The sequence below is a fragment of the Klebsiella sp. HMSC16C06 genome (assembly GCF_001808325.1).
In the GTDB taxonomy this organism is placed as follows: Bacteria; Pseudomonadota; Gammaproteobacteria; order Enterobacterales; family Enterobacteriaceae; genus Klebsiella; species Klebsiella variicola.
Genome location: NZ_KV792989.1, coordinates 135,815 through 152,270 on the forward strand (window position 1 = coordinate 135,815; position 16,456 = coordinate 152,270).

General features: G+C 62.2%; 13 protein-coding genes. 3 read left to right on the plus strand and 10 right to left on the minus strand.

All coding sequences use genetic code 11. The features are described 5' to 3' along the window. Positions 1-78: 78 nt before the first annotated feature. From HMPREF3142_RS07225 to nasR, 6 genes are all read right to left on the minus strand, one after another. Complete coding sequence (locus tag HMPREF3142_RS07225) at positions 79-2,685, minus strand: nitrate reductase (RefSeq protein ID WP_048330433.1); 2,607 nt, start codon at positions 2,683-2,685, stop codon at positions 79-81. Continuing rightward, positions 2,685-6,752 carry a nitrite reductase large subunit NirB gene (nirB, locus tag HMPREF3142_RS07230; RefSeq protein WP_077270030.1) on the minus strand — a complete coding sequence of 1,356 codons (4,068 nt, stop codon included), beginning with the start codon at positions 6,750-6,752 and terminating at the stop codon, positions 2,685-2,687. Before nirB ends, HMPREF3142_RS07225 begins: the two co-directional genes overlap by 1 nt. Before the next feature lie 10 nt (positions 6,753-6,762). After that, positions 6,763-7,551 carry an ABC transporter ATP-binding protein gene (locus HMPREF3142_RS07235; RefSeq protein ID WP_004145418.1) on the minus strand — a complete coding sequence of 263 codons (789 nt, stop codon included), beginning with the start codon at positions 7,549-7,551 and terminating at the stop codon, positions 6,763-6,765. Positions 7,552-7,560: 9 nt separating this feature from the next. Continuing rightward, complete coding sequence (ntrB, locus tag HMPREF3142_RS07240) at positions 7,561-8,445, minus strand: nitrate ABC transporter permease (RefSeq protein ID WP_008804396.1); 885 nt, start codon at positions 8,443-8,445, stop codon at positions 7,561-7,563. A gap of 1 nt (position 8,446) precedes the next feature. Next, positions 8,447-9,703, minus strand: coding sequence for a CmpA/NrtA family ABC transporter substrate-binding protein (locus HMPREF3142_RS07245; protein WP_023297843.1), 1,257 nt, complete (start codon positions 9,701-9,703; stop codon positions 8,447-8,449). A gap of 242 nt (positions 9,704-9,945) precedes the next feature. Continuing rightward, positions 9,946-11,127, minus strand: a complete 1,182-nt coding sequence (gene nasR, locus HMPREF3142_RS07250; RefSeq protein WP_008804394.1) for a nitrate regulatory protein NasR — start codon at positions 11,125-11,127, stop codon at positions 9,946-9,948. A 68-nt stretch (positions 11,128-11,195) separates the two neighbouring features. Between nasR and HMPREF3142_RS07255 the strand changes: the two genes are divergently transcribed. Both HMPREF3142_RS07255 and HMPREF3142_RS07260 read left to right on the plus strand, forming a co-directional pair. Beyond that, positions 11,196-11,549, plus strand: coding sequence for a DsrE/DsrF/TusD sulfur relay family protein (locus tag HMPREF3142_RS07255; protein ID WP_012541343.1), 354 nt, complete (start codon positions 11,196-11,198; stop codon positions 11,547-11,549). Between the two features lie 238 nt (positions 11,550-11,787). Continuing rightward, positions 11,788-12,030 carry a DUF1883 domain-containing protein gene (locus tag HMPREF3142_RS07260; RefSeq protein WP_002910387.1) on the plus strand — a complete coding sequence of 81 codons (243 nt, stop codon included), beginning with the start codon at positions 11,788-11,790 and terminating at the stop codon, positions 12,028-12,030. A 217-nt stretch (positions 12,031-12,247) separates the two neighbouring features. On the opposite strand, the gene HMPREF3142_RS07265 is transcribed toward HMPREF3142_RS07260, so the two are convergent. Then, positions 12,248-12,928 (minus strand): gamma-glutamylcyclotransferase, encoded by a 681-nt coding sequence (locus HMPREF3142_RS07265; protein WP_004203203.1) that lies wholly within the window; start codon positions 12,926-12,928, stop codon positions 12,248-12,250. 136 nt (positions 12,929-13,064) lie between these two features. After that, positions 13,065-13,295, minus strand: a complete 231-nt coding sequence (gene chaB / locus HMPREF3142_RS07270) for a putative cation transport regulator ChaB (RefSeq protein ID WP_008804392.1) — start codon at positions 13,293-13,295, stop codon at positions 13,065-13,067. Between the two features lie 263 nt (positions 13,296-13,558). On the opposite strand from chaB, the gene chaA reads away from it, so the two are divergent. Beyond that, positions 13,559-14,659 (plus strand): sodium-potassium/proton antiporter ChaA, encoded by a 1,101-nt coding sequence (gene chaA, locus HMPREF3142_RS07275; RefSeq protein WP_008804391.1) that lies wholly within the window; start codon positions 13,559-13,561, stop codon positions 14,657-14,659. Between the two features lie 87 nt (positions 14,660-14,746). Here the strand turns inward: chaA and kdsA are convergent, their stop codons facing one another. Next, positions 14,747-15,601 (minus strand): 3-deoxy-8-phosphooctulonate synthase, encoded by an 855-nt coding sequence (gene kdsA, locus HMPREF3142_RS07280; RefSeq protein ID WP_002910393.1) that lies wholly within the window; start codon positions 15,599-15,601, stop codon positions 14,747-14,749. A 39-nt stretch (positions 15,602-15,640) separates the two neighbouring features. Then, positions 15,641-16,453: an invasion regulator SirB1 gene (gene sirB1 / locus HMPREF3142_RS07285; protein ID WP_008804390.1), complete on the minus strand. Its 813-nt coding sequence runs from the start codon at positions 16,451-16,453 to the stop codon at positions 15,641-15,643. Positions 16,454-16,456 lie beyond the last annotated feature (3 nt).

Below are 16,456 nucleotides of genomic sequence, written 5' to 3' on the forward strand. Positions count from 1 at the left end.
CTGTGGGCAATTCCAGGAATATACTGAAACCGGTTGGGCAAGGTGTCGCCCAACCGGAGCCGTCGCTGCGCGCCACCGTTACGCCTGGGTTCGGGTTCGTTGCGCCGCCAGCAGCGCGTTGAGTTCCGGCACGCAGGAGCCGCAGTTGGTCCCGCATTTCAGCTTTCCACCCAGCGCCCCGACGCTGGCGCAGCCGCTGGCGATAGCCTCGTTAATTGACCGTTCCCCCACGCCAAAGCAGCTACAGACGATCCGCCCCCGCGGGGCGACGGCGGCGCCTGGTCGGCCGCTAAGCAACGCATGTCGTTGGACGGCATCGGACGGCGGCGCGGCAAAGGCGGCGCTTATCCATGCGCTATCCACCGCCGGCTCGCGCGCATCGCTCCACCAGCCGAGCATCAGCCTCCCCTGATGCCAGGCCAGCAGGTTCCATACCGCGCCGCCGTCAGCCACCTGTAGCTGCCAGCCGCGCCGGGCGCACCACGCGCTGATCCACTGTCGGGCAGACACCTCCCCGGCCAGCGAATAGTGCAGCACGCCAGGCGCCGCCCGCCGCCGCCAGTGCCAGGCGGCAGGAAACGGCAGCGGTTCGCGACAGAACAGCTCGCTGTGCCAGGCTGGTTGCCAGGCGGCGATGGCCACCGCCGCCTGTTTACTTTCCGGCTGGCCGGAATACGGGTCGGTGACGGCGGTCAGCAGGTTATTCACCCGCCCCTGACGGGCAAACTGGTTGTTCCAGTGCATCGGGACAAACAGCGAGCCGGGGCGCTGCCCTTCGCTGATCGTCACTTTCGCCACCATCACCCCATGCCGCGACCAGATCCGCGCCAGCCCGTCGGCGGGAAGCTGGTAGCGAACGGCATCCTGCGGCGTCACCTCCACCACCGGCTCCGCAATATGCTGCATCAGCCGCGGCACCGCGCCGGTACGGGTCATGGTGTGCCACTGATCGCGGATCCGCCCGCTGTTGAGGATCAGCGGATAAAAGACATCGGTGGTCGCCCGGGTCGGTTGAGGCGTCACCGGCACCATCCGCAGCCTGCCATCGCCATGCCAGCCGCGCGCGATATCCCAGGCGGCCTCGCTGCGACTGACCGGCCAGCGCACCGGCGCCATAGCCTCCCACGCCTCACGGCTGAGATCCGCCAGCGCGCCGATATCAAACGCCCGCTGACCGTCGTTTTCGAAACCGGACAGCGCCGCATGCTCGCGGAAGACGTCATGCGGATGCTGCCAGGCAAACGCCTCGCGATACCCTAGCGCCTGCCCCACTCTGGCGATGATCCACCAGTCCGCTTTCGCCTCCCCCGGCGGCGGCAGGAAGCTGCGCTGACGGGAGATCCGCCGCTCCGAGTTGGTGACCGTGCCATTCTTCTCGCCCCAGGCCAGCGCCGGAAAGCGGATGTGGGCGAAATGTCCGGTATCGGTCTGGGCGGCGACATCCGAGACGATCACCAGCGGACAGGCGGCCAGCGCCTGGCTCACCGCGTGGCTGTCAGGGAGCGACACCACCGGGTTGGTGCCCATGATCCACACCGCTTTGACCTCGCCGCGGCCAATGGCGGCAAACAGCTCCACGGCGGTCAGCCCTGGGGTCTGCGCCAGCCGTTCCGTCCCCCAGAAGCGGGCCAGCCGCTGCAGATCGTCTGGCACAAAATCCATGTGCGCGGCCAGCATCGTCGCCAGCCCGCCGACTTCGCGGCCGCCCATGGCGTTGGGTTGACCGGTCAGCGAAAAGGGGCCGCAGCCGGGGCGGCCATACTTCCCGCTGGCCAGATGGACGTTGATGATGGCGTTACATTTGTCGCTGCCGCTGGCGGATTGATTGATTCCCATGGTGTAGAGGGTGATCGCCCGCGGGGCGGCGATAAACTCGCGATAGAAGGCCGCCACCTCATCGACAGTCAGGCCGCAAAAATCCGCTACCTTCGCCACGTCCCAGCCTCTCGCCTCGGCCAGCGCCTGTGAGCCATCGCGAAAGCCGTCGATGCAGGCTCCGGCCTGCGCCACGGCGTTAAGCAGCCCCACGAACAACCCACCGTCGCTCCCCGGGGCCAGCGCCAGATGGCGGTCGGCGATCTCGCAGGTGGCGGTGCGCCGGGGGTCGATCACCACGATCCGCAGTCGGGGATTATCCCGCTTCGCCTGCGCCAGCCGCTGGAACAGCACCGGGTGCGCCCAGGCGGCGTTCGAGCCGACCAGCACCACCAGATCGCTGTTTTCCACATCCTCATAGCTACAGGGCACCACATCGGCGCCAAAGGCCCGTTTGTAGCCGGTCACCGCCGACGACATGCACAGCCGCGAATTGGTGTCGATGTTCGCCGCGCCGATAAATCCCTTCATCAGCTTGTTGGCGGCATAGTAATCCTCGGTTAACAGCTGGCCAGAGGCGTAGAAGGCCACCGCCTGCGGGCCGTGCTGGTCGATAACCTGTTGCAGGCGCGCAGCGGTCTCCGCCAGCGCCTGAGGCCAGGCTACTTGCTGGCCGTCCACCTCCGGCGCCAGCAGCCGCCCCGCCAGGCCCGTGGTCTCCCCGAGGGCCGCCCCTTTGACGCACAGGCGGCCGAGGTTGGCCGGGTGCTGATCGTCGCCGCGCACGCTCACCTGCCCCGCATCGTCCACGCTCGCCAGCACCCCGCAGCCTACGCCGCAGTAGGGGCAGGTCGTTCGGATGGTCTGCATCAGGAGGCCTCCGCTCGGGCCAGCAGCTGCTGGCTGCCCACCCACACTTTGCCGTTTTCCACTTTCACCGGCCAGGCGCGTACCGCCTGTTCACTGCCGTCGCACGGCCAGCCGTCGCGCAGGCGGATCCGCTGTTTGTACAGCGGGGAAATCACCACCGGCTCGCCGCCGACGTCCCCTAACAGCCCGCGTGACAGCACGTTGGCCGCGCTGCCCGGCTCGCGGTTGTCCAGGGCGTAGACCCGATCGCCAAAGCGGAACAGGGCAATCTGCCGCTCCCCTAAGCGGGCGCCGATCCCCGCCTGCGCCGGGATGGCGTCAAGGTCGCATACCGCCTGCCACGGCCGGGATGGGAGTTCGCCCTCGGGCAACGTCTCAGTCTGTAACAGCTGCGGCTGACCACGCAGCTCGTGGCGCTGCACCGCCTCGTCCGGCTGGTCGCTGTTCACGAAGGAGCGGAACAGCGCCAGACGCTGCGGATCGTTGAGGGTGGTCTGCCACTCGCACTGGTAGCTGTCGACGATCCGGGCCATCTCCTGCTCCAGCTCCTCGCCAATGCCGAGACTATCCTCCAGCACCACCTGCCGCAGATAGGCGACGCCGCCCTCCAGGTTATCCATCCAGGTGCTGGTCCGCTGCAGGCGATCGGCGGTACGGATATAGAACATCAGCAGACGATCGATGCTGCGGATCAGCGTCGCTTCGTCGAGATCGCTGGCAAACAGGTCGGCGTGACGCGGTTTCATCCCGCCGTTGCCGCAGACGTACAGATTCCAGCCTTTATCGGTGGCAATCACCCCGATATCTTTTCCCTGGGCTTCGGCACATTCGCGGGTGCAGCCGGAGACCGCCATCTTGATTTTGTGCGGGGCGCGCAGCCCTTTATAGCGATGCTCGAGCCGCACGGCGAGCCCGGTGGAGTCCTGCACGCCGTAGCGACACCAGGTTGAGCCGACGCAGGATTTCACCGTGCGCAGCGACTTGCCGTAGGCGTGGCCGGTTTCAAACCCGGCGTCGGCCAGCTCGCGCCAGATAGCCGGCAGCTGTTCCAGCCGCGCGCCAAACAGATCGATACGCTGGCCGCCGGTCACTTTGCTGTAGAGCTGGTAACGTTTGGCGATCTGCCCGATAGCGATCAGCCCGTCCGGCGTCACTTCCCCCGCCGCCATCCGCGGCACCACCGAATAGGTTCCGTCCTTCTGAATGTTGGCGAAATAGCGGTCGTTGGTATCCTGCAGCGGCAGGTGCGCCGGCTTCAGCAGGTACTCGTTCCAGCAGGAAGCCAGCACCGAGGCCACCAGCGGTTTGCAGACATCACAGCCGTGCCCCTGGCCGTAGCGGCTAATCAGCTGCTCGAAGGTATGGATATGATTGACCCGTACCAGGTGGTAGATCTCCTGGCGCGACCACGGGAAATGCTCGCAGACGTCTTTTTTCACTTCGACGCCCTGCTCCGCCAGCTGGTACTCCATCACCTGTTTCACCAGCGCGCTGCAGCCGCCGCAGCCGGTGGCCGCTCTGGTGCAGCTTTTTATCGCCGCCATATCCCCCGCCCCATTGTTCACCGCCTGGCAGATATCGCCTTTGCTGACATTATGGCAGGAGCAGATCGGCGCGCTATCGGGCAGCGCCGCGACGCCGAGCGCCTTCGGCGCGGCGCCCTCCAGCGCGGGCAGGATCAGGCTCTCCGGACGCGGCGGCAGCGCCATGCCGTTCAGCATCATCTGCAGCAGCGTGGCATAGTCGCTGGCCTCCCCCACCAGCACGCCGCCAAGCAGGGTTTTGCCGTCCTGACTGACGACGATTTTTTTGTACACCTGCTGCGGACCATCGGTCCATTGATAGCTCTGGCAGCCCGGCGTGCGCCCCTGCGCATCGCCAAATGAGGCGACGTCCACCCCCAGCAGCTTCAGTTTGGTACTCATGTCGGCGCCGCTAAAGCAGGCGTCTTCTCCCGCGAGGGTGGCCGCGGCGATACGCGCCATCTGATAGCCCGGCGCCACCAGACCGTAAATTTTATTGTCCCACAGGGCGCATTCGCCTATCGCCAGCACGTCCGGGTCAGAGGTGCGGCACTGGCCGTCGATGTGAATGCCCCCGCGTTCGCCCACCTGCAGCATGCAACCGCGGGCCAGCGCGTCCTGCGGACGGATCCCCGCCGAGAAGACCACCATGTCGGTCCGCAGCGCGCCGCCGTCGGCAAAGTTCAGCCGCAGGCCGTCGGCCTCGCGCACGATGGCGGTGGTCGCTTTGCTGGTATGCACCCCCACGCCGAGGGCGACGATCTTCTCCCGCAGCATCGCCGCCCCGCCGTTATCCAGCTGGACGGCCATCAGGTTCGGGGCAAACTCCACTACGTGCGTGTCCAGCCCCAGCTGTTTCAGGGCGTTAGCCGCCTCCAGCCCGAGCAGGCCGCCGCCGATAACCACCCCGCTCTTCGCCGCGGCGGCATGGGCGGCGATACGGTCGAGATCGTCAAGAGTGCGGTAGACAAAGCACCCCGCGAGATCGTTACCGGGGATTGGCGGAACAAAGGGATAGGAGCCGGTCGCCAGCACCAGTTTATCCCAGTGGATTTCATGCCCCTCGGCGTCCCGTACCAGCCGTGCGTCGCGGTCGATGGTCGCCACCGCCTCGCCGAGGCGGAGTTCAATACCGTGTTCAATAAAGAAATCCCCGGCCGCCAGCGACAGCGACTCGGCGCTGCGTCCGGCAAAATACTCGGAGAGGTGTACCCGGTCGTAGGCGGGGTAACGCTCTTCGCCAAACACCACGATTCGATATTGCTGATGCAGATTGCGGCTCACGCATTGTTCGAGAAAATGGTGGCCGACCATGCCATGTCCCACCAGCACTAATACAGGTTTCGTCATCGTCATTATTCCTGCAGCCTGCGGCTGCGTTGAAGAGGGGTCAAAAAGCCAGTCCGCGGTGGCGGGCTCGTCGCTTTCCAGGCGCGCGGTGAGCGCGGCGGCGGCGGTGCAGTCGCCCATCAGCAGCACGCCGCGCAGGCGGCCGTCGCGCAGCAGCAGGCGACGGTAGTGGCGATCGATGGGGTCCCAGCTGGTATAGATGTCATCCTGTTCGCCGGCCTGCTGCTCCCCGACGCTAAAGAGTTCAATGCCGGTAACCTTCAGGCGGGTCCCGGCGTCCTGCCAGACAAAGCCCTCACCGGGGGCGCCGCACAGGCGATCCGCCAGTACCTCGGCCTGGCGCAGGCAGGGAGCCACCAGCCCCCAGGTCTGGCCGTCAATTTCGCAACATTCCCCGACGGCGCTGATCCCCGGCAGCGAGGCGGCCATCTGGCGGTCAACCACGATCCCCCGCTGACACAGCACGCCGCTCTGCGCCGCCAGACGGCTGTTAGGCTGCACGCCGGCGGCCAGCACCACTCTGGCGGCACGGAAAGCGCGCCCGTCCGCCAGCCGCACGCCATCCTCTTCGATGGCGGCGATCCGGCATTCCAGCACACAGCGGATGCCGCGCGCTTCAAGCTGCTGCCTGAGCTCATCGGCGGCAAAAGCGTCGGTCAGCGGCGCCATTAATCCGCTGCCACGATGCAGAAGAGTGACCTCCCCGCCGTGGCGACGCAGCGCCGCCGCCGCTTCCACACCCAGAACCCCACCGCCAATCACCACCGCCGGCCCGGGTATCGCCAGAATACGTTCCACGTCCGCCAGGGTGCGGAAGGGGATAACCTGCGGACGATCACTGCCCGGCAGCGGCGGGATAAAGGGCCGCGAACCGGTGGCGAACACCAGCTCGTCCCACGGTAGCCAGGTTTCCGCGATGCGCAGCCGCCGTTGCTCAACATCGACTTCATCGACCGCCTCGCCGGACCGCAGGCACACCCCGTGCCGGGTGTACCACTCCGCCGGCAGCAACGGGAGCTGCGCCGCCGTTTTTTCGCCAGCCAGCAGCGGCGAGAGCTGAATGCGGTTATAGGCCGGATGCGGCTCGTCGCCGACGACAGTAATGGCAAACTGCGCGGGGTCGCGCTCAACCAGTCGCTGCACCAGTCGGGTGGCTGCCATGCCGTTACCGATCACCACCAGTCGCCGCGTCATGACCGCCTCCTCACGCCGCTTTCGGCTGTTTTTCATACAAAAAATGCAGGATCTGCTGGCGCAGATGGTGATACCGGCTGTCGTCCGCCAGCTGAACGCGGTGACGCGGACGCGGCAGATCGACCGCGAGGATCTCACCGACCGTCGCCGCCGGACCGTTGGTCATCATCAGCACCCGATCCGAGAGCAGCACCGCTTCATCAACGTCGTGGGTGATCATGACGATGGTAGTATTAAGCTCCTGCTGGATATGCATCACCGTGTCCTGAAGGTGAGCGCGGGTCAGCGCATCCAGGGCGCCGAAGGGCTCATCAAGCAACAGCACCTTCGGCTTCATCGCCAGCGCCCGGGCGATACCTACCCGCTGCTTCATGCCGCCGGAGATCTCCCCGGGACGTTTGTGCAGCGCATGCCCCATCTGCACGCGCGCCAGGTTGTGTTCGATCCACTCCCGGCGCTCACTCTTGCTCATGGTGCGACGGAACACCTGATCCACCGCCAGCGCCACATTATCGAAACAGCTCAGCCACGGCAGTAGCGAGTGGTTCTGGAAAACCACCGCCCGCTCCGGCCCGGGCCCGGCGATTTCCCGGTTATCGCACAGCAGTCCGCCCTCGGTGGGCGTCGTGATCCCGGCGATCAGATTCAGCAGGGTCGATTTTCCGCAGCCCGAGTGGCCGATCAGACTGATGGTCTCCCCTTCGACGATATCGAAGGAAACATTCTGCAGCGCCAGGAACTCGCCGCTGGCGGTGTTAAAGCGCTGGCTGACGGCCTGCACCTGAATTAATGGTTTCATGTTGGCTCCTTATTTGTCCTGCCAGCTAAAGCGGCGGGCGAGCAGCATCAGACCCTGCTCCAGCAGCAGGCCGACGACGCCGATAATGACGATGGCGATGATGATGTTTTCCACATTGAGGTTGTTCCACTCGTTCCAGATCCAGAAGCCGATCCCCAACCCGCCGGTGAGCATTTCCGCCGCCACGATCACCAGCCAGGCGATGCCGATGGAGAGACGCACGCCGGTGAGCACCGCCGGCAGCACCGCCGGAAAGAGAATTTTGCGCATCACCGTCCACTCTGAGAGCTGGAGGACGCGGGCGACGTTGAGATAGTCCTGCGGGATCCGCCGCACGCCTTCCGCGGTGTTGATCACCATCGGCCAGATGGAGCAGATAAAAATGGTCCAGCTGGAGGCCGGCTCCGCCTTCTGGAACAGCAGCAGGCCAATCGGCAGCCAGGCCAGCGGGCTGACCGGGCGCAGCAGGGCAATCAGCGGATTAAACATGCGGGCGAAGAACAGCGAACGGCCGATCAAAAACCCCAGCGGAATGCCCGCCAGCGCCGCCAGGCCGAAGCCCACCGCCACGCGCTGCAGGGAGGCCAGCACGTTCCAGCCGATGCCCATGTCATTGGGCCCGTCCTGATAGAACGGATCGGCAAACAGCGTCAGCGCCGAGTCCAGCGTGCTCAGCGGCGTGGGAAAACCTTTGCTGTGCATCGCCGCCAGCTGCCAGGCCAGCAGCAGCACCCCCAACCCCAACAGCGGGGGCAGCAGGCGCTGAATGAGCTCACGCAGCCAGCGCGTGACGGTTGGCGTGGTGCGCCGGACCTGCACCGGCGGCAGGATAATCACTTCGCCAGGCGCGTTCTCCACGCTGACGACCGGTTGCTTACGTTGTGCCTGCTTCATCTCATGCCCCCTTACGTTGAATGGCAAAATGGCGGGCGTAGCCTTCCGGGTCAGACCCGTTCCAGACCGTACCGTCCATCAGTGTGCTGTTACGCATCGTGGCTGCCGGGGTGCTGATCCCGCCGACCGCCTGGGCGGCAGCCTGCCAGACGTCGATGCGGTTAATGCGCGACGCCACCGCGAGGTAATCCGGAGCCTGCTTCAGCAACCCCCAGCGGCGGAACTGGGTGAGGAACCACATTCCGTCCGACAGCCAGGGGAAACTCACCTCGCCCCCGGCCCAGAAGCGCATCGGATGGGCATCCTGCCAGCGGCGGCCGAGACCGTTGTCATACTCCCCCAGCATCCGGCCGGTGAGGTACTGTTCCTTGGTATTGAGCCAGCCGCGTCTGGCGAGCAGGCGGGCCGTCTCCTGAGTGTTCTCCGGCGAGGCGGCGATCCAGCGCTGCGCCTCCATCAGGGCCGCCACCAGCGCGCGGGCGGTGTTCGGGTTACGTTCCACCCAGTCGCGACGGGTGCCCAGCACCTTTTCCGGATGCTCGGGCCAGATATCCTGGGAAGTGGCCGCGGTGAAGCCAATGCGGTCGTTAATGGCGCGCGCGTTCCACGGCTCGCCGACGCAAAAGCCGCTCATATTGCCGATGCGCATGTTCATCACCATCTGCGGCGGCGGCACCACGACGGTGCGCACATCGTTAAAGGGATCGATACCGGCGCTCGCCAGCCAGTAGTAGAGCCACATGGCATGGGTGCCGGTGGGAAAGGTATGGGCGAAGGTGTAGCTGCCCGGTGCGCTGCGGTCGATCAGCCGTTTCAGCCCGCTGAGGTCGGTTACCCCTTTCTCCTGCAGTTCGCTGGAGAGGGTAATCGCCTGACCATTGCGGTTGAGGGTCATCAGATTAGCCATCGCCTGCGGCTTGCTGGCGATCCCCAGTTCAAGACCGTACAGCAGGCCGTAGAGAATATGCGCCGCGTCCAGCTCACCGGCCACCAGCTTGTCGCGCACCGCCGCCCAGCTGGCTTCCTTACTCGCCACCAGGGTGATGCCATACTTTTTGTCAAACCCCTTCGCCGCGGCGATAGCCAGCGGCGCGCAATCGGTCAGCGGAATAAATCCGACCCGCACGCGGGTTTGCTCCGGTTTGTCCGATCCGCCGGCCCATGCGGCCTGCATCACCCCCGGCAGCAGCATCGCGCCGCCCAGCGCGGCCCCTGCCTGCAGCAAGCGCCGCCGGGAAATTGAAAACTTGTCGCTCATATCCGCTCCACCACGCGCAAAAAAAAAGCGTCCGACAGTGCATACGCACTGCAGGACGCCTTTATCCACGGACACCCGAACCGCCATTGGTTCGTTGTCCGGACTTTTATTCACTCAATAAGTAATGCAAACGGGATGCCAGCTTTGGCAATCGCGCGCTGGCAGGCTTTTTCCCAACATTGGCCGGTTTTTCACGTAAAAGTGCACCGCCGACAGGCAGAGAATGCCCATCGATTGTGCATCTACTCCTTTGGTGTTAGCGGCCAAATCGCCTTCACCATCAGCAGCGCGCGGGCTATCTCAACCATGCGCTGATTTTTGTCCATGGCCATCTTGCGCAGCGTCTGCCAGGCCTGCTCCTCCTGCATTCCCTGGTGCGTCATCAGCAGGCTTTTCGCTTTTTCGATCAGCTTGCGTTCTTCGAGCGCGTCTTTCAGCGAGGCCAGCTGGCTGGAGAGCTGCTGCAGCTCATAGGCCTGCTGGCGCACCAGCGGCAGCAGCTGTTTATCCAGATGCGGAGTCAGGGTATCGACTTCCTCGCCGGCCAGCCAGCCAGGCGCGTCGTCCACTAACAGCGCGTCGGTGGCGTTCAGCAGATCGTCGATCAATTGCTCTTCCACTTCGCGCAGGTGTTCAAGCCGCTGGGTTTGCAGGCCAAACCAGCGCAGCGCCGTTTCCCCGCCGTCGGCGGCCGGCTGGCGGGTACAGGCGATCCGCCGCAGTTGCTCAATGTCCAGGCCGGCCTGGCATTGGGTGATAAACAGCTGGACGGTCGCCGGGCTGCCCAGCGCCTGAAAGCTATCGAAGCAGGGCTGCTGACCGTCAATACGGTCCACCAGCTGCTGGCGCAGGCTGTCGCTGAACTCGCCGCGGGTAAAGCCCAGAGCGCCCAGCGCGCGCTCCTGACCCACCAGCTCTTTACCCTGCATAAAGCTGTACAGGGCGACCATGCGGCCGGCCACAGGCGGATCGTCAATGCTGTCATTGAGCTGCGGGACGATGTTCAGCAGATGGCGGATGACACGGCTGAACTGCTCCGTCGCGGCTTCCGCGGCAATCTGCCGGCGGGCGATCTGCTCGCGCAGCGCCGGAAGCTGCAGCAGATCGCCAACCGCCCTGGCAATGCGCCAGCACAGCGCGCTGCCGGCGACCGTACGTGCCCGTTCGAGACTGGCATAGAACAGCGCTAACCGCTCATCAACCAGCGCCCCGCCCGCCCGACACTCCGCCGCATACAGTTGGCCGCCCGAGCAAAGAAAAATATTCGACGCCCCGCGCTCGCACTGCAGCATATGCACCAGCGCGCTGAGCTGGCTGGCCAGTTCCCCCAGTTGGCTAAGCTGCTGAAGTTGTTGTTTTTGCAGGCGACGCGCCAGCTGCAGCCAGGCCGTCTCATCGTGCGCGTGACCAGTCGTATTATTCATACCCCTCCTCCGGGTTAACGCTTTATACTGCGGTAAAGCAATAACCGTGCCTTTAAGAAGGAGTTTGTATGCAACGTATTGTGATTATCGCCAACGGCGCCGCCTATGGCAGCGAATCCCTGTTCAACAGCCTGCGCCTGGCCATTGCCCTGCGCGAGCAACAGTCCGACCTCGATCTCAAGCTGTTTCTGATGTCCGACGCCGTCACCGCCGGGCTGCGCGGGCAGAAGCCGGCGGAAGGATACAATGTGCAACAGATGCTGGAGATCCTCACCGCCCAGCAGGTGCCGGTGAAGTTGTGCAAAACCTGCGCGGACGGCCGCGGCGTCAGCGCGCTACCGCTGATTGACGGCGTGGAGGTCGGTACTCTGGTTGAGCTGGCCCAGTGGACGCTGGCGGCAGATAAAGTGCTGACCTTCTGAATGTAGGCCATCGAACGGGATGAAATGTCACGTATTGGCGCTTGAAGAGACAAAAAAAACGTTAGCTGAATGCTTTCAGGAACAACGTCATTTTTGTTTAATCTTTATCCCTTTTTTTGATCAAAATCAGCATCCCGGCCCGCGCCGTTTGGTGTGATGCACAGAGCAAAGTGTGAACAATATCACGCGAGGACTGGGTGGGCAGGATGCTGTAGCGGGACAGAAACGGGGTACAAAAATGGCGATGGTTAAAGCAAGTTTGACGTTATTTGGTGGTGACACACTGGTGGTGCGGTGTTCAGAGCGCTGCCATATTCATCTAATGAGCGCGAAGGTCCCGGGCGATAGCCATGCGGATATTCTGAGCGTGCAGGATCGGGATAGCGCCTATCTGACGGTGCCCTACAGCGGCACCTGGAACGTGCTTATCGACAGTCACAGCCAGTCACTGGAGCACTCCATCAGCTACGTGCCAGCCTGACAGTTACTATCAGAACATACGCCCGGCCGTGCCGGGCGTGAGATTCATGACAAACCTCATGCAATCATTGTGCTTGCAGATTGCACCAGAAAAATAACAAGGAAAATCAATTTATTGATTTTCGGCTGATAACCACCAGTAAGGAAAAACCACGCTTTTTCCTTACTGGTCAGCAATCGGACGCCCGGCCATGCCGGGCGTTTTATTTTCCGCGCGCTCAGGCCAGGCCCGGCGTCGGACTCTCGCCCAACAGCGCGCGTACGCTGGCCACCAGGTCATCAAGACTGGCGTCGTGCATCCCCAGCTTGCTTAGCGCCTGCTCGAGCGAAAACAGATACTGGGCGTTGGTGCCGAGCGGCCCGCTGGCCCGGGCGATCAGCGGGGCGATAACCTGGGCGCTGGTATCCGGTTCAAACAGTGGATGGCGCGGATCCATAATAAACACCAGGGCATTCACCGTCCGTCCGTCGTCCAGCTCCAGCTTGCACCAGGTGGGCAGATAGCAGCCGGTGATCATCTCCCGCTTCCACAGCAGGGTCAGCTCTTCTTCCAGCGTGTCGTCAGGCAAACGATAGGCGACGCCGGTGGTTCGGCCGCCCTCTTTGAGAGCCAGCATGCGGCCCGGCTGGCAGGCGCTACCGCGCCCGGCGGTCAACCGCAGGCAAAACGCACGATGCCAGCCCGGCAGCGTCCCGGTGCAGGACTCGCGATAATTGAGCGCCGGGTTCCAGATAAGCGAACCGTAGCCAAAGATCCACACTGAGCCATCATCCGGGCGGCAGGCCAGCGTCGCCGCCAGCGAGGCTGCACGTTGTTCTGCCGACCAGAGTAGCGATTCCTCAATAGCGCCAAACGCTGTCTTACAATCCGCATTCATTAAGAAATCACGAGTTAACACTGTTTACTACCTCCGCCACTGCCCGCTTCCCGGCGTTCGTCTCATGCATCCGTTAATATTGCTGAAATATTATCCAGCTTTATCCTTCAATAAGCAATCAGCGGGGCGCTGGCAAGCATAAAAGCGGCGTCAGCAATTATTTTTTCTTATGCCACTTATCATCATCGCCTTTCTCGTAGCTGTTCTTCACCGCCGCCCAGGCGACTTTGTGCGCCGTCTCTTCGCGGCTGGCGTCATCGCGCCGCTCATCTTTATCTTTATATTGATCCCAGGCGCTGTTAAACGCTTCTTTATAAATTTCCTGCGCATGAGCAGGCAGAACATGCTGAACGCTGTCGGGGAGTTCTTGTTTATTGCGATAGGGCATACTGACCTCCTGTTTGAGCATTAAATTTAAGTCTGGTACGCAAGCGGCTGGCTATCAAGGTCAAAATGAGTAGAAAAATTATTTTAGTAATTATCTGAATAGTAAGAACTAAATAGTGGTAAACATAAATTATAATAAACTAATCAAGATATCACTCGATACCCGTAAATTTAAGTAAAAAACCAGCGGTAATTTATCAAAATCTGTTACTTTACCGCCCTACGTTTTTATAATTATAACACCTGCATAAATGGAGATGGTTCATGACCCATGCACATGAGGCGGTAAAAACCCGCCATAAGGAGTCTTCCCTCGTCTTTCCGGTGCTGGCGCTGGCGGTGCTGTTTTTCTGGGGCAGCAGCCAGTCACTGCCAGTGGTTATCGCAATTAATATCCTCGCGCTGGTCGGTATTTTAAGCAGCGCCTTCAGCGTGGTCCGCCACGCCGACGTCCTCGCCCACCGCCTGGGCGAACCCTATGGCTCCCTGATTCTCAGTCTGTCGGTGGTTATCCTTGAGGTCAGTCTGATCTCCGCCTTAATGGCCACCGGCGACGCCGCGCCGACCCTGATGCGTGATACGCTCTACTCCATTATTATGATCGTCACCGGCGGTCTGGTCGGTTTCTCTCTGCTGCTGGGCGGGCGTAAATTTGCCACCCAATATATGAATCTGTTCGGCATTAAGCAGTATCTTATCGCCCTGTTTCCGCTGGCGATTATCGTGCTGGTGTTTCCGATGGCGCTGCCGGGCGCAAACTTCAGCACCGGGCAATCGCTGCTGGTGGCGGTGATCTCGGCGGCCATGTACGGCGTTTTCCTGCTGATTCAAACCAAAACCCATCAGAGTCTGTTTGTTTATGAGCATGAAGACGACAGCGACGATGACGACCCGCACCACGGTAAACCGTCTGCCCACAGCAGCGGGTGGCATACCGCCTGGCTGCTGGTGCACCTGGTGGCAGTGATCGCGGTCACCAAAATGAACGCCAATCCGCTGGAAACGCTGTTGACCAGCATGAACGCCCCGGTGGCCTTTACCGGCTTCCTGGTGGCCCTGCTGATCCTGTCGCCGGAAGGCCTTGGCGCCCTCAAAGCGGTGCTCAACAATCAGGTACAGCGGGCGATGAACCTGTTTTTCGGCTCCGTACTGGCCACCATCTCGCTGACGGTCCCGGTGGTCACCCTCATCGCCTTCCTGACCGGCAATGAGCTGCGCTTTGGCCTTGGCGCCCCGGAGATGGTGGTGATGGTCGCCTCGCTGGTGCTGTGCCATATCTCCTTCTCCACCGGGCGCACCAATGTGCTGAACGGCGCGGCCCACCTGGCGCTGTTCGCCGCCTATCTGATGACCATTTTCGCCTGACCCCGCTTACCCGCCCGGCGGAGTCCGGGCGAAAAAAAAGCCTGCCGGTGTTAACACCGGCAGGCTTTTTCTGTGATGCGGTCAGGCTTACTTGCTGGTATCCAGCTCGTCGAAGCTTTTCACCAGATCGTCAATCGCTTTCATCTGCTTGAGGAACGGCTCCAGTTTATCCAGCGGCAGCGCGGACGGGCCGTCGCATTTCGCGTGGTCCGGATCCGGATGCGCTTCGATAAACAGACCGGCGATACCTACCGCCATACCGGCGCGGGCCAGCTCGCTCACCTGCGCGCGGCGACCGCCGGAGGCAGCGCCAAACGGGTCGCGGCACTGCAGCGCGTGGGTGACGTCGAAGATAACCGGCGAGTTGTTGGAGGCTTTCTTCATCACGCCGAAGCCGAGCATATCCACGACCAGGTTGTCGTAACCGAAGTTAGCGCCGCGGTCGCAGAGGATCACTTTGTCGTTACCGCCTTCGATAAACTTATCGACGATATTGCCCATCTGACCCGGGCTGACGAACTGCGGCTTCTTGACGTTGATCACCGCCCCGGTTTTGGCCATCGCTTCCACCAGGTCAGTCTGGCGCGCGAGGAAGGCCGGAAGCTGGATCACGTCCACCACGTCAGCCACCGGCTGCGCCTGGCTGGCTTCATGAACGTCGGTGATGATTTTCACGCCAAAGGTCTGCTTCAGCTCCTGGAAAATCTTCATCCCTTCTTCCAGACCCGGACCACGATAGGAGTGGATGGAGGAACGGTTGGCTTTATCAAAGGAGGCTTTGAAGACGTAGGGGATGCCAAGCTTCTGCGTAACGGTGACGTAATGTTCGCAGATGCGCATCGCCAGGTCGCGCGACTCCAGCACGTTCATCCCGCCGAACAGCACGAACGGCAGGTCGTTTGCTACGTTGATATCACCAATGCTAACCACTTTTTGTTTCATAAGTTCGCCTTATCAGGGTGTAACCGGAATGGTTCCAGACTAATGCAATGTAATTTGTTTGTGCGAAATCGTGTTGATCTGCGCGCGGATCATCTCACTGATCGGATCCTCCGGGCACTGCTCAACGAAATAGCTCAGATCCAACAGCGCCACGTGATCGCAGTCCAGCTGGGCGTATATCAGCCCGCGGTCGCGGATCTCATACGGATCTTCCGGGTTAAACTGCAGCAGCGCTTCGCTGGCGCGCAGAGCCAGCTCCATCTGCCGCTCTTCCATCAGCGCCGACTTCAGGGTGTCCAGCAGCTTGCGGATCACCTCGGCGTTATCCGCTTCGTCGAGATCTTCATTAAACAGTTCCGCCACCGGCCCGATGTTGCCCTTCAGCCATACCTCCAGGGTATGTTCGTCGAGGGTCTCGCCGTTAAACGGATTAATCAGCCACATCTCTTCGCTGGTTTCCGGATCCGCACGCAACAGCATTTGGGTCGGGAAGATCACCGGCACCACCGGCAGCGCCAGGCGCTGGGCGATCCACAGCAGGATCGCGCCTAACGACACCGCGCTCCCCTGACGGTTGACCAGCACTTTATCCAGCCATAACGCGTCGGAAAGACGATAAATGCCCTGCGACGCGCCAAAGCCCCACTCGTCGTAAAACAGCGCCAGCAGGCGTTCTATCTGGCGTTCCTGGTCCCACGACGGCGCAATCTCCTCCTGCGCGAGGCGCAGCAGCCGCTGCAGCTCTTCCTCGACAAAACGCGACGGAAAATCGTCGCGGACCTGTTCAGAAATGAGGACCATGCCATCACACAATGGCGCTTTGTTAAATTCGAAATCCGCTAATGACCCCATGCC

Coding starts and splice junctions, on each gene's coding strand:
- sirB1 (WP_008804390.1), bottom strand. CDS start 16,453: ATGGGGTCATTAGCGGATTTCGAATTTAACAAAGCGCCATTGTGTGAT.
- kdsA (WP_002910393.1), bottom strand. CDS start 15,601: ATGAAACAAAAAGTGGTTAGCATTGGTGATATCAACGTAGCAAACGAC.
- HMPREF3142_RS07245 (WP_023297843.1), bottom strand. CDS start 9,703: ATGAGCGACAAGTTTTCAATTTCCCGGCGGCGCTTGCTGCAGGCAGGG.
- ntrB (WP_008804396.1), bottom strand. CDS start 8,445: ATGAAGCAGGCACAACGTAAGCAACCGGTCGTCAGCGTGGAGAACGCG.
- nasR (WP_008804394.1), bottom strand. CDS start 11,127: ATGAATAATACGACTGGTCACGCGCACGATGAGACGGCCTGGCTGCAG.
- chaA (WP_008804391.1), top strand. CDS start 13,559: ATGACCCATGCACATGAGGCGGTAAAAACCCGCCATAAGGAGTCTTCC.
- nirB (WP_077270030.1), bottom strand. CDS start 6,752: ATGACGCGGCGACTGGTGGTGATCGGTAACGGCATGGCAGCCACCCGA.
- chaB (WP_008804392.1), bottom strand. CDS start 13,295: ATGCCCTATCGCAATAAACAAGAACTCCCCGACAGCGTTCAGCATGTT.
- HMPREF3142_RS07225 (WP_048330433.1), bottom strand. CDS start 2,685: ATGCAGACCATCCGAACGACCTGCCCCTACTGCGGCGTAGGCTGCGGG.
- HMPREF3142_RS07235 (WP_004145418.1), bottom strand. CDS start 7,551: ATGAAACCATTAATTCAGGTGCAGGCCGTCAGCCAGCGCTTTAACACC.
- HMPREF3142_RS07255 (WP_012541343.1), top strand. CDS start 11,196: ATGCAACGTATTGTGATTATCGCCAACGGCGCCGCCTATGGCAGCGAA.
- HMPREF3142_RS07260 (WP_002910387.1), top strand. CDS start 11,788: ATGGCGATGGTTAAAGCAAGTTTGACGTTATTTGGTGGTGACACACTG.